A 13,022-nucleotide genomic window follows, 5' to 3' on the forward strand; every position below is an offset into this window, starting at 1 on the left:
ATATGTGTTTAACTGCGTTAACTTTGGGAAATGGAATGAAGAAGGTAAAACAAAAGGAGGCACTATTCGTGCAGGAAAAGTTCGATGTGGAGTTTACATTTGTCGGCGGAGATAAGTATACATTTAAAGATTACCAGTCTGGTTCCTATGTTCATGTAGTGAACGAAATTAAAGCTAGTGAGAATGGTTGGTTTGGGGTAGCTGGTGAAGTTGTTAATCTAGCGAATGTAACTTCTGCTAAAGTAATAGAGAAATAAAGAGCTAGGGCATCTATCTAAGTATAGGTGCCTTTTTTATGGAAAAATTTTAATTACATAGGTCAACAGCTGGCAATGACTTGAAAGGTGTACTATAATTCAATAAAATCTGATAATTTAGATAAAAAGGAGAGGGAAAGATGGCAGAACAGGTGAAACAGGTTACAAAAGAGCAGCTAGCAGCACAGCTTCTACAGGTGTATGAAACGAAGCAGCCGATCGATTTCTTTAGCAACGTACATAATCTTTCCGTCGAAGAATCGTATGAAGTGCAGCAAGTGTTTGCAGCTAAAAGGTCAAAGCAGACTGGAAAAGAAATAAAGGGTTATAAAATCAGTATGACAAGTCCTCGTACACAGGCCTTATTCAGCGCAAGCGAACCAGCATTTGGGACGTTATTTGATGATACTTTACATAGAGGACACACGGAGCTAGAGTTAGCTTCGATGTTTTCACCGCTGCTGGAGCCCGAGATTGTGTTCGTTCTGAAAGAAGATTTAAGCATCGGAGCAGCAGAACAAGAGATATTGGAGAAATGTGTACTTCATGCCGGATTAGAAATTCCTGATTCCCGATTTGCGGATTGGTTCCCTAAATTTCAGTTGTCTGATTTAATTTGTGATAATGGTGTTACCGGAAAAGTTGTACTGGCAGCGAGCGGGAGAGATGATCTGACACAAGAGGAAGCTGCGCAAATTAAGCTGACGCTTACACAGGATGGGAAGCATCTTGATACAGGCTATGCAACAGAGGTGATGGGGAACCCGGTTGCATCTGTCGCCTGGCTGACGCAAAAATTAGGCGAAAAAAACCAATACTTAAAGAAAGGCATGGCAATAAGCTCCGGAACATTTCTATCACCTATTCCATTAGCAGCAGGCTCCTATAGTGCTGATTTTAGCCATATAGGTCAGATAAAATTGGAAGTCAACTAATTTGTAAGATATATTGACAAACTATTCTGCGGCGCTTATAGTAAGGATTAATTATTTGGTCGAAATATTTTAACAAAAGCGACGAATGGGAGCAGTAGAGGAACAGACACAGCTGACAGAGAGCTGCGGATTGGTGAAACGCAGCCTGTGTTTTCCTCGAACTCACCCTGGAGCAGCAAAACTGACGGACAGATTCTTTAGGTTTTGACGAGTTACCTTCGTTACAAGGTGAAAAGCGGGTTCTTTAGAACCAACGAGAGTGGTACCGCGGAAAGCACAAAAAGCCTTCCGTCTCTTTTCCATCACATATGGAGAAGAGACGGAAGGCTTTTTTCTTGGAAGCTGAAATTTTAAATGGAGGTAAAGATGATGAAGAAAGAACAACATGGACTGAAGCGCACCATGACAGCGCGCCATATTATGATGATGGCACTAGGCGGTGCAATTGGTGCAGGGCTCTTCAAAGGCTCAAGTTCAGCTGTTGATTTGGCAGGACCTGCTGTTATACTTGCTTATTTGCTAGGCGGCATTATTCTATTATTTGTTATGCAGGGTCTTGCCGAAATGGCAGTACAAAATAAAGATGCAAGAACATTTCGCGATCTAGTTCAGTCCAGTATCGGTAAGTTCCCAGCTTTCTTCCTTGATTGGATTTACTGGAAGATGTGGGTATTAAATATTGCTGCTGAAGCTGTCGTTGCAGCAATCTTTCTGCAGTATTGGCTGCCAGATTACCCGGTTTGGATTTTGACGCTAATTGTCGCAGTGCTTGTGACAGCTGTTAATTTATTCTCTGTAAAAACATTTGCCGAGACAGAATACTGGCTGGCTTTAATTAAGATAAGTATTATTATTTTGTTCATCTTGGCTGGTATTGTATTGCTGCTTGTATCCTTCGGAGATCATAGAGCACCTGGCTTTTCTCACCTGACAGATCATGGCGGATTTCTGCCCAATGGTGCAGGCGGTTTGATTTCAGCGATGTTGGTTGTTATTTATTCATATGGCGGAACAGAAATTATTGGTGTCACATTAGCTGAAACAAAAAATCCGGAAAAAGTAGTACCAAAAGCAGTTCGCAGCACCTTAACACGTATTATTGCGTTCTATCTATTTCCGTTCTTTATTATTGTAAGTCTTATTCCTTGGAATGAAGTGAACGAATCTGCAGTAAGTCCATTCGTACTCGTCTTCCAGCTTATCGGAATTCCTGGTGCGGACCATGTGATGAATGCTGTTATTCTTTTGGCTATTATTTCGTCCATGAACTCTGGCTTGTATGGCTCATCTCGTGTTCTTTACACGCAAGCATTGGACGGAAGGATTTCCAGACGTTTTGCTTGGCTTTCCAAACGGCAAGTACCAGTCGTTTCGATACTTGTTTGTACATCTTTCTTATATGTAGGAGTTCTTATTTCACTCTTTATCGGCAGTAAGACATTTGATTACTTGATGGGATCCCTTGGGTACACCGTATTGTTCATTTGGCTGATTATTTCGTTTGCGCACTTGAAATCGAGAAAGAGCCAGCCTGATAAAAGTACTTATTATGTCAAAGCTTTTCCGGTGACAACGTGGCTTGCAATCATTGCGCTGCTGCTCATCTTGATTGGCGTGATTTGGACAACTGCTGTGGTCATTACCGGGATAACATTGGTTATCTACCTCATTATTATGGGGGCATATGTCATAAAGAAACGCAGAAATAAAATCTAACAAATGCAGGATATATTAAGTTTTAGAAAAATTTGATTATTGCGCGCCTCTAGCTGTTTCGATACTATATAATAGTATACTTATTTTGAGTCAGGGCTTTTTATATGTTCCATACTCGAAATGAAGAAGAGGGGAGCATAAACATGGCTGAAGAGAAACTAGCCAGAGGATTAAAGAATAGGCATGTTCAATTAATCGCAATTGGCGGTGCAATCGGGACAGGGTTGTTTCTAGGTGCCGGCAAATCGATTCATCTAACCGGACCATCTATTCTTTTTGCTTATCTGATTACTGGTATTTTCTGTTTTCTTATCATGCGAGCATTAGGAGAAATCTTGCTCAGTAATTTAGGATACGGATCTTTTGTAGACTTTGTCGGAGATTACTTTGGAGACAGAGCTGCCTTTGTCACGGGATGGACATACTGGTTCTGTTGGGTTTCCATTGCGATGGCTGATTTAACAGCTGTCGGTATCTATACGAAGTTCTGGTTCCCAGGAGTACCGCAGTGGATGCCAGGATTAATCGCACTCGTTATTTTGCTGATCATGAACCTTGCGACAGTGAAATTATTTGGAGAAATGGAATTTTGGTTTGCTCTAATAAAAATTATCGCTATTTTGGCTTTGATTGTTGTCGGGGTGTATATGATTCTTCGCGGATTCTCTACTGATGCTGGACCGTCCAGTTTTTCGAATCTTTGGGATCATGGCGGCTTCTTCCCGAATGGCGTACATGGATTTATTCTGTCATTCCAGATGGTCGTGTTTGCCTTCGTGGGAATCGAACTCGTCGGGCTGACAGCTGGAGAAACAGAAAATCCGGAAAAGGTTATTCCAAAAGCAATTAACAATATTCCGATTCGGATTCTTGTCTTCTACATTGGTGCACTCATCGTCATTATGAGTATCTATCCATGGGACGCGATAAATCCTGCTAAAAGTCCGTTTGTACAAGTATTTACAGCTGTCGGCATCGTAGCTGCGGCAGGTATTGTTAACTTTGTTGTGTTGACATCGGCTGCTTCCGCTTGTAATAGCGCCGTGTTCAGTACTAGCCGGATGGTATATTCACTGGCAAAAGAGGATCACGCACCGAAGCCATTTAAAAAATTGAACTTGCGAAAAGTACCTAAAAACGCACTGTTCTTTTCTATGATTATTATTCTGATTGCAGTCGTGCTCAATTACATCATACCTGAAGGTGTTTTCACGCTGATTACGAGTATTTCAACAGTTTGCTTCATCTTTATTTGGAGCATAACCGTACTTGCTCACTTGAAATATCGCAAAACACGCCCGGAATTAGCGAAGAAAAGTAAGTTCAAAATGCCATTATCTCCAATTTCGAACTACTTAATCTTAGCTTTCTTAGCGTTCGTTGTCGTGGTGCTTGCGTTAGCTGAAGACACACGAATTGCTTTGTTTGTCACGCCAGTGTGGTTTATTCTATTGCTGGTTGTTTATCAGATTCGGGTGAAGGCGAAACAATAGTACCAGAAAGTAATTGAGAAAGCCCTTATATAGGGCTTTTTTTTGTTTTAGGAGAAAGGAGATTAATGCAACTGGGTAAGCGCTTACATGATTGCGGGTTTAAGTTGCAAAAATGTACACTAAACTTTTTGAATTCGGCAACATATAATCAAACTATGAAAGGGGTTACATTGATGAAAGAGCGTACTCAAAAAATACTAATTAGAATCTCTTCGGTTAATTCCTTTTTAACTTATAAAGATCTGAGTAAGGAGTTTTTTATTAGTGAACGGACGCTTCGAAACGAGTTATTTCTAATTAATGACTATCTTGCTCAAAATGATTACCCACAAATTATTACCGCAAGAGGGAAAGGATTGAAATTAAATCTTTCTGAAAAGGAACGAAAGAGGTTACTTTTCAATATCGGAGATGAAATAACACACGCTTATTATGGACCTAATGAGAGATTTCTTGCATTACTTCTAGATATCGTTAATCCATTGACTACAACGATTCTCTATGAAATGGGAGAGAAGCTTCAAGTTTCAAAAAGTACATTAGATGAAGATATGAGAAGGTTGCGTTTGTTTGTGAAAGACCATAACATATCAGTCGTTAGTCTGCCGAAACAAGGCGTTGTATTACATGGGGATGAGCGCTCTATAAGGGCTATATTGTATAAAGTTATTACAAATATGGTTGATATTGATTATTTAATGAGATCAGTAGATACAGAAGTAGTACTCTCTATCCCTAATCGATTAGGATTGGATTATTTAGATGCAAAAGTATTAAATACAATGCGTAAACTTTATGATGAAGTTTTAGAAAGATGCAAAATTAAAGTTAATCATGTATATCGTAATCAGGTAATTTTGTTGTTAGGAATTTGGAAACGAAGGGTGCAAGAAGACGAAAAAATAATTGAATATTGCGACTTTGATATAGGGAATATGAAAGGGCCTATTAAAGACTTTATAAGTTCAATCTGCAGCGAATTTGATTTAGATATTCCGTTAAGCGAAAGGGAGTACATTACAGCGGCCATCGAATCCTTCAATCCAAAAGATATGAATAATTCATTTGATTGGGTTACAGCACAACTGCTTGCTATTCAACTAATTGAGCATGTAGAGAAAATGACTGGTATCCCCTTTTCGCAGAGAGAGGAAGATTTATATGAAGGATTGTATAAGCATATCACTGGGCTGTTAAGTAGGGCAAAAAACGATATCCAGGCTTCTAATCCTTTGAAAGAGACTATTAAGGAATCATATACCGAGTTATATCAAGCAGTTTCTTGCTTTCGGAAGCAGATAGAGAAACACACGAAAAAAACACTATCAGAAGATGAAATTGGATTTCTTACCGTTTATTTTTCGACTTCTGCGAGCTGGTGGAAGCAGGAAAAGCAATCCTTTTATCAGGCAGTTGTGTTATGCAACCACGGTCTTTCGACAGGAAAATTGTTGGCTGCAAATCTAAAGGAACATTTCAATATCGATATCATAGCAGTGCTGAGCTCGCACGAATTATCGTTTATTGACAAGTTAGATGTAGATTTAGTATTTACGACAATTCCTATTCTTTATAAGAGAAAACCACTCTTAGTACTTAATCCTATTTTGCGTGAAAGTGATCGTAAAGAGATAAAAGCTTTCTTACAAAAAAACAAAGATAAAAGAAGGGTAGTATCCAATAACTTAGACGCCACTAAACTGATGCAAGATGTCTTATCACTAATGATTGAAAGTGGAGGTCAAATCACGAAAGAGAGTTATCAAAGATTAGAAGAGACATTTATAAGCCATCATTTAAAAATCAATACAAGGGAGATTCAGCCAATGCTACAGGATATCCTAAAGGAGTCCAATATTCTTTTAAATCAAGAATGTAAAGACTGGAAAGAAACCATAACGAAATCTGCAGAGCTTTTATTAAAAGAATCAGTTATCGAAGAAAGTTATATAACTGCCATGATTCAATCTGTTGAGGAATATGGGCCATATATAGTTGTCGGTAAATATTTAGCATTAGCGCATGCAAGACCTGAAGATGGCGTAAATAAACTAGGAGTTAGTGTCATGACTTTAAAAGAACCAGTTAATTTCGGGAACCTGGATAACGATCCGGTAAGAATAATTTTCTGCTTAGCAGCGGTAGATGCTTATTCACATCTTAATGTAATGAGGAATCTAATTGATTTGATAAATGATCAAGAAAAATTAAATAGATTAATAGCAGTACAAGATGCAGATACGTTCAATAAGGTACTTTATGGAAGCGAAGAAGACAAATTTGAAGAGGAGAGATTTTCATGAAAAAGTTAAATATTTTGTTTGTTTGTGGCGCGGGACTAGGTAGCAGTTTTGCTTGTCAAATGGCAGCAGAAGATGTGTTAACTAAATTAGGAGTAGAAGCTAGATTGGATCATAGTGATATTTCTTCTGCAGCTTCGGCAAAGCCGGATATTATTATCACGGCACAGAACTTCCAGTCTCAGTTTGAAAAGTTTTCAATAGATTCTAATCAAACAACGATAGTTTACTTGCGCAACATTGTATCGAAGCAGGAAATTGAAGATAAGATTACTCCTATCCTAAAGGATAAAGGGGCTTTAGTTTAGATAGAAGAAAGATAAAGTGAGGGAGGAAGATAGCGTATGAGAGTTATTAACTTTATTATCGAAAACATTTTAACTCAGGCATCCGTCACAATAGCTTTAATTGCTATGCTAGGTTTAATTCTCCAGAAGAAATCAGCTGGGCAAGTAATATCTGGCTCATTAAAAACAATGCTAGGATTTATGGTATTGGTTGCTGGATCCAGTATCATTGTGGGCAGTTTGACATATTTCGGTAAAATCTTTGCGGAAGGGTTTCACATGCAGGGTATTGTCCCATCTATTGAAGCTATTAACGGTCAGGCCATGAATGAATTAGGTCTAGGGCGGGACATTGCTTTAACCTTCCTTGCTATCTTTGTTTTTAACATAATCATTGCCCGATTTACTAAGTGGAAGTACATTTTCTTAACAGGTCAAGCAATCCTTTGGATGGCTACTATGACAACAGTGTTTGGTTATTTTGCAGGGTTGCGAGGTATTACACTGATTTTGGTAGGCGGTTTCATTGGTGCTGTATTTGCAGTTGCTATGCCTGCAATCGCACAGCCGTTTGTCCGCAAGATAACAGGATCAGATGACATAGCATTAGGACATTTTTGTACAGTTGGCTATGTGTTTGAAGCAGGTGTAGCAAAGGTGTTCGGGGAAAAAGGTGATAAGAAAAAATCGGTAGAAGACTTAAAGCTTCCTGCGCAATTAGAATTCTTACAAGATACCTACCTTTCAGTAATGGTTATTATGGTTCCGCTTTATATTATTACAGCAGCATTTGCTGGTGCGGATTTCGCTTCTACATTATCAGGTGATACACATTATTTAATGTTTGCATTCCTCCAAGCAATTCAGTTTGTGGTAGGAGTGTACGTTCTATTAGCAGGTGTCCGTTTGTTGTTAGGAGAAATTGTTCCTGCGTTTAGAGGGATTGCCATGCGCCTTGTTCCAAATGCCAAACCTGCTTTGGATTGTCCAGTGCTTTTTCCATTTAGTCCTAACGCGGTAATTGTAGGTTTCATTACAACGACTATTGGCTGTGTTATTGCGATGTTTGTACTGCCGGTATTTGGATTAGCTATGATCTTACCAGGTATGCTGACAGCATTCTTTGCAGGGGGAACGGCAGGGATATTTGGTAATCTAGTTGGCGGAAGGCGTGGAGCGGTTATTGGTGGTATTGCACATGGATTCTTCATCACACTACTTCCTGCGCTGCTAGTAACTACTTTTAATTCTATGGGTTTTGTGAATACGACAGCGACTGACGTTGATACAGTAACTGCTGCTTTACTATATGCATGGTTAATTGGTCCGCTTCTAAAAGCGTTTTAAAAGGAGGAGAATTAATGTTTGGATTTGGTAAGAAGAAAACAAAGAAACCAAAACAAGAGTTCATTGAACCGGAAGTGGCGGTAATAACAGAAGAAAACAAGGATGAGGTATTACGTACAATCTCTATGAGAGAAAAAGAACTAAATCAGGCAGACAGAGAAGGAAAGGCAAAAATCTATGAAGATATTGGTATGACATATTTGAAAATCAAAGAAGACGATCAGGCAATAGATGCGCTTGAAAAGAGTATTCAATATAAGAAAACTCTGGGAGATGGATACAAAACTTTACTAAGACTATATAACAAAAAAAGGGCAGAGGCAGCGAAAATGAATGACGATAAATCCTTGCAGATCTATATGGAGAAAATGGATCAGATGATGCAAATCTCTAAAGATGTAACACGAGGTGTGCGGTAAGCAGTACCAAATTATTATTAAGAGGAGCGGAGTTATTTATGTATACTACTTTAAAAGAAGTTACAAGCAAAGCTGAGCAACTTAATTATACAGTCGGTGCTTTTAATGCACACAATTTAGAAATGCTGCCTGATATGATTCGTGCTGCGAAAGAACAGGGTTCACCAATTATTATCCAAACAAGTATAGATACTGCAAAATATATCGGCCATGAAAATTTTGTTGCGGTGTGCAAGTCGATGGCTACAAAAGAAATGGTAGATGTAGTATTGCATCTGGATCATGCAAGAAATTTTGATGACATTAAAGAAGCTATTGATAAAGGATATACATCTGTTATGTTTGATGGCTCGCACTTACCCTTGAAAGAAAATATTATGAAAACACGGGCAGTAGTGGAGTATGCGCATAAGCATGGGGTTTCAGTTGAAGGAGAGCTAGGGACCATTGGTGGAACAGAAGAAGGAATACATGTAGGCGAAGATGATAAAGTTTATACGAATCCAAAAGATGCGATAGAGTTTGTTAAGGCGACTAAGGTAGATGCACTAGCAATAGCTATAGGTACTAATCATGGTCAATATAAATCAAAGACGCAAGTAAATATACCATTATTAAGAGAGATTGATGCTGTGGTTGATGTACCATTAGTTATTCATGGAGGAACTGGTGTAAACGAACAGGACATACATGAATTAATTAACAATGGAATTCGTAAATTCAATGTAGGTACGGAATTGCTGGTGGCTTGGACAAGAAAAGCAAAAGAAACATTTGAAGAGACGAAAGAAACTAAATCACTTAGACATAATATAATTCCATGCAATCAGGCAGTAAAAGAAGTAGTCAAACACAAAATCAGTATCTTTAGGAACATTGAGGATCGCACCCTTATTTTGAGGTGATTTATATAATACGAAGTAGAAGGGAAATTTCCTTACCCGTACCTAGTAGTTAGATAGAAGGTGATTACATGTGTAAAATACTAATATTGCTAGCTGGATTTCCGGGAACAGGGAAAACTTATTTAAGCAAAATTATTGATGAGAATTTAGGACCGTATTCAATAATTTCACCAGATGATTTAAAAGAGCGTTATTTCGATATATATGGGTATCAAAACTTGAAGGAAAAACATAAGCTTATGGAAAGAGCATGGAAAAAATATTATGAAGCGCTGGAATATCAGATGTACGCAGAAAAGAAGATCATCTCTGATTATCCATTCAGTAAAAAGCAGCAACCTTTTCTACAACGATTAACAGAAAAGTACCAATACAAAGTCGTAACAATTCGTCTGATAGCTGATTTAGATATTTTGTACGAACGACAAAGAAAGAGAGATTTAGATACATCTAGGCATTTAAGTCATGTTGTATCATCATACCGAATTGGTGATCGTTTGGAGAATAGAAATGAGGCAGATGGTTTACTCACATACAACGAGTTTATAGAGCGGTGCACAACGAGAGGTTACGATTCATTTCAGATGGGTAAGTTAGTTGAGGTAGATGTAACCGACTTTTCAAGAGTTAATTATTCAGAGCTGGTTGAGAAGCTTGGGTTATACTTGGAGGAATCTATACATTGATTAGTATTACTTACATGCAAGTTGTTAAACTGAGCGCGGTATCCCTCTTTTAGTTACAGATCATTAATGTCTGTCTACTAAAAGAGTTTTTTTATGGAAAGTATATTTTAAAAACTAATATAGATTTATATAAACTATGTAGTATTTGGAATGAATGACCAAGACATACATTCGCTTTTTCGATAAGCACTATGCTTACAGATTTTGAGCAACATCTTTGAATTTTTGCAAAGGCATCTGCTACGATAGAAACAGATTGAAATAGGAGGGACTATATATGAGTAAAAAGATTGCAGTTTTAGTAACCGACCAATTCGAAGACGTAGAGTATACTAGTCCGGTAAAAGCATACGAAGAAGCTGGTCACAGTGTTGTCAGCATCGACTTAGAAGCTGGAAAAGAAGTTACTGGCAAGCATGGGGAGAAAGTGAAAATCGACAAGGCGCTTTCTGATGTGGATGCAAGTGATTTTGATGCACTGCTCATACCTGGAGGATTCTCTCCTGACTTGCTTCGTGCGGATGACCGTCCAGGTGAATTTGCAAAAGCTTTCGTAGAAAATGAAAAACCTGTTTTTGCTATTTGCCATGGTCCGCAAGTTTTGATTGATACGGACTTGCTTAAAGACAAAGATATTACAGGCTTCCGCAGTATTCGTAAGGATCTAATCAATGCTGGCGCTAACTTCAAGGATGAAGAAGTGGTAGTAAGCCATAATATTGTAACAAGCAGAACACCTGATGATTTGGAAGCATTCAATCGCGAATCATTGAATCTATTAAAATAAGAACGAATAGAAGAAAGCGCTAGACTCTTGAGTCTAGCGCTATTTTTGTTATTCTGCTTTCTCTAAGTCGGCTGCTGGTCCGAAAAATTCAAAATGAATCTGTTCTTTGCTGAATCCAGCGCAATAGAGGGTGGAGATGACGAATTCCATGAATCCAGCTGGACCGCAGACATAAACATCGCTATCTGGATGGACCATATCCTTGAGCACAGTTTCGTCAATTCGATTTCCCTCGTAGTATGTTTTATAAGTTAAGTTGGGCATCTTCTCTTGAAGGCTTTGAATCTGCTCTGTAAAGGCAGCGTACGCTGGTGTGCGTGCTGCTTGCAGGAAGACAATTTCCCGAGTCGGCTCTTCTGCTGCAAGTGTTTCCATCATACTCATCATTGGTGTAATTCCTACACCGCCAGCAATGAATGTAATAGCTTTATCTGACTTTCCGCTAAGTGTGAAGTCACCAGCTGGTGCACTAACTTCAAGTGTATCTCCTTCTTTTACCTGGTTATGCAAGTAGACAGAAACCTTACCGTCTGGATTGTTATCGTTTTCTTTTTTTACGGAAATACGGAACATATCTAATGACGGAGTCTTAGATAAACTGTATTGACGAATCATCATGTACTTCTCGCCAGGAATGGACACACGTACGGAAATATACTGGCCTGGTTTAAACGAAGGTAGATGTGCTGCATCTGCAGGCTTTAAGTAGAAGGAAGTGATAACGTTACTTTCTGGGACAACTTTCTCGACAACAAAGTCTTTGAAATTCGTCCAGCCGCCTTCTTTTTTCTCGTTTTCTTCATACATCGTGGCTTCTACTCCGATGAACGCATCCGCGATAACACCGTATGCTTCTCCCCATGCATGCAGTATCTCTGGAGTTGCGTTATCTCCTAATACCATTTTGATCGCTTTGAGTAAGTATTCGCCTACAATTGGGTAATGCTCTGGTTTAACACCAAGACTAACGTGTTTATGTGCAATCTGTACGACAGTTGGCAAGATTTTCTCCAGCTTATCAATGTGTACTGCAGCAGCATAGACAGCGTTCGCCAGTGCAGTTTGTTGCTTCCCTTGTGCTTGGTTGGCGTGATTGAAAATGTTCAGCAGTTCTGGATGAGCTTTGAATAGTTCTTCATAAAAAACAGTAGTAATGTGAGTTCCGTGTTCTTCTAGAGCAGGTACAGTGCTTTTAATAATGTTAATCGTTTTTTGTGATAACATGGTTGATTCCTTCTTTCGCTGGATTACTGCTATCATAAGTCTAATTTCGGATAAAAGATATTTTTTAAATACCACTTTAACAAAAGTGTCACATTCTCTTTTTGTCCATCCGCCTGGATACTTGTGCTATAATCCTCGAGAAGAGGAGGAATAGTAATGCGGTTAACAATGTATACAGATTTCTCCCTGCGGATCCTTCTATATCTGGGAACACAAGATAAAGTCAAGCTGTCGACGATTCAGGAAATCGCGACTGCTTATAAAATATCTAAAAATCACTTGATGAAAGTGTCGCATGAACTGCGGCAAGCAGGTTATATAGAAGCTGTAAGAGGTCGGTCGGGAGGTATCAGGCTGGCTCGTGATCCAAAGGACATCAATGTAGGAGCTGTCGTAAGGCAGATGGAAGATGATCTTCACTTGGTGGAGTGCTTTAATCGAGAGAATAATACTTGTCCGATTGCTTCCGTTTGTGGCTTGAAAGGGGTTCTTGGTAATGCATTGAAAGCTTATTTGCAGGTGCTGGATGCCTATACGCTGCAGGATTTGCTGCAAAATAAGAGGGAGTTAAGGTTATTATTCTCGTGATAATTAAATTGACAAATTCCTTTAATATACTTAAAGTGGAAAGAGTTTAACATTTAATGCTAGTACAATTGAATCGGG

At 38.8% G+C, this 13,022-nt stretch carries 13 protein-coding genes and 1 other annotated feature; of the genes, 12 read left to right on the plus strand and 1 reads right to left on the minus strand.

Annotated elements, in window-relative coordinates; genetic code table 11:
• Positions 1-68: 68 nt before the first annotated feature.
• From CRO17_RS13145 to yraA, 11 genes are all read left to right on the plus strand, one after another.
• A complete protein-coding gene (locus CRO17_RS13145) occupies positions 69-257 on the plus strand; it encodes a hypothetical protein (protein WP_097042933.1) in 189 nt (62 codons plus the stop codon).
• A gap of 140 nt (positions 258-397) precedes the next feature.
• Complete coding sequence (locus CRO17_RS13150; protein ID WP_097042935.1) at positions 398-1,192, plus strand: 2-keto-4-pentenoate hydratase; 795 nt, start codon at positions 398-400, stop codon at positions 1,190-1,192.
• A gap of 72 nt (positions 1,193-1,264) precedes the next feature.
• Positions 1,265-1,491: a binding site (T-box leader), on the plus strand.
• Between the two features lie 70 nt (positions 1,492-1,561).
• A complete protein-coding gene (locus CRO17_RS13155) occupies positions 1,562-2,908 on the plus strand; it encodes an amino acid permease (protein WP_097042936.1) in 1,347 nt (448 codons plus the stop codon).
• 143 nt (positions 2,909-3,051) lie between these two features.
• Entirely contained in the window at positions 3,052-4,401 is a 1,350-nt protein-coding gene (locus CRO17_RS13160) for an amino acid permease (protein WP_097042938.1), read from the plus strand.
• Between the two features lie 173 nt (positions 4,402-4,574).
• The gene (locus CRO17_RS13165) at positions 4,575-6,704 is read left to right on the plus strand and encodes a BglG family transcription antiterminator (protein WP_097043169.1); all 2,130 of its coding nucleotides are present in this window, start codon (positions 4,575-4,577) and stop codon (positions 6,702-6,704) included.
• A complete protein-coding gene (locus tag CRO17_RS13170; RefSeq protein ID WP_097042940.1) occupies positions 6,701-7,009 on the plus strand; it encodes a PTS sugar transporter subunit IIB in 309 nt (102 codons plus the stop codon). Before CRO17_RS13165 ends, CRO17_RS13170 begins: the two co-directional genes overlap by 4 nt.
• Positions 7,010-7,045: 36 nt before the next feature.
• Positions 7,046-8,335 (plus strand): PTS sugar transporter subunit IIC, encoded by a 1,290-nt coding sequence (locus CRO17_RS13175; protein ID WP_097042942.1) that lies wholly within the window; start codon positions 7,046-7,048, stop codon positions 8,333-8,335.
• Between the two features lie 14 nt (positions 8,336-8,349).
• Complete coding sequence (locus CRO17_RS13180) at positions 8,350-8,754, plus strand: hypothetical protein (protein ID WP_097042943.1); 405 nt, start codon at positions 8,350-8,352, stop codon at positions 8,752-8,754.
• A gap of 38 nt (positions 8,755-8,792) precedes the next feature.
• On the plus strand, positions 8,793-9,659 hold the full coding sequence (locus tag CRO17_RS13185) for a class II fructose-bisphosphate aldolase (protein WP_097042945.1): 867 nt from the start codon (positions 8,793-8,795) through the stop codon (positions 9,657-9,659).
• A gap of 68 nt (positions 9,660-9,727) precedes the next feature.
• Positions 9,728-10,345, plus strand: a complete 618-nt coding sequence (locus tag CRO17_RS13190) for a P-loop nucleotide/nucleoside kinase family protein (protein WP_097042946.1) — start codon at positions 9,728-9,730, stop codon at positions 10,343-10,345.
• A 277-nt stretch (positions 10,346-10,622) separates the two neighbouring features.
• Positions 10,623-11,132: a cysteine protease YraA gene (gene yraA / locus CRO17_RS13195; RefSeq protein WP_097042948.1), complete on the plus strand. Its 510-nt coding sequence runs from the start codon at positions 10,623-10,625 to the stop codon at positions 11,130-11,132.
• Positions 11,133-11,180: 48 nt separating this feature from the next.
• On the opposite strand, the gene hmpA is transcribed toward yraA, so the two are convergent.
• Complete coding sequence (hmpA, locus tag CRO17_RS13200; RefSeq protein WP_097042949.1) at positions 11,181-12,356, minus strand: NO-inducible flavohemoprotein; 1,176 nt, start codon at positions 12,354-12,356, stop codon at positions 11,181-11,183.
• A gap of 156 nt (positions 12,357-12,512) precedes the next feature.
• Between hmpA and CRO17_RS13205 the strand changes: the two genes are divergently transcribed.
• Positions 12,513-12,944, plus strand: coding sequence for an RrF2 family transcriptional regulator (locus CRO17_RS13205; RefSeq protein ID WP_097042951.1), 432 nt, complete (start codon positions 12,513-12,515; stop codon positions 12,942-12,944).
• Positions 12,945-13,022: the final 78 nt, after the last annotated feature.

This window comes from Terribacillus aidingensis (assembly GCF_900215625.1).
GTDB lineage: Bacteria > Bacillota > Bacilli > Bacillales > Amphibacillaceae > Terribacillus > Terribacillus aidingensis.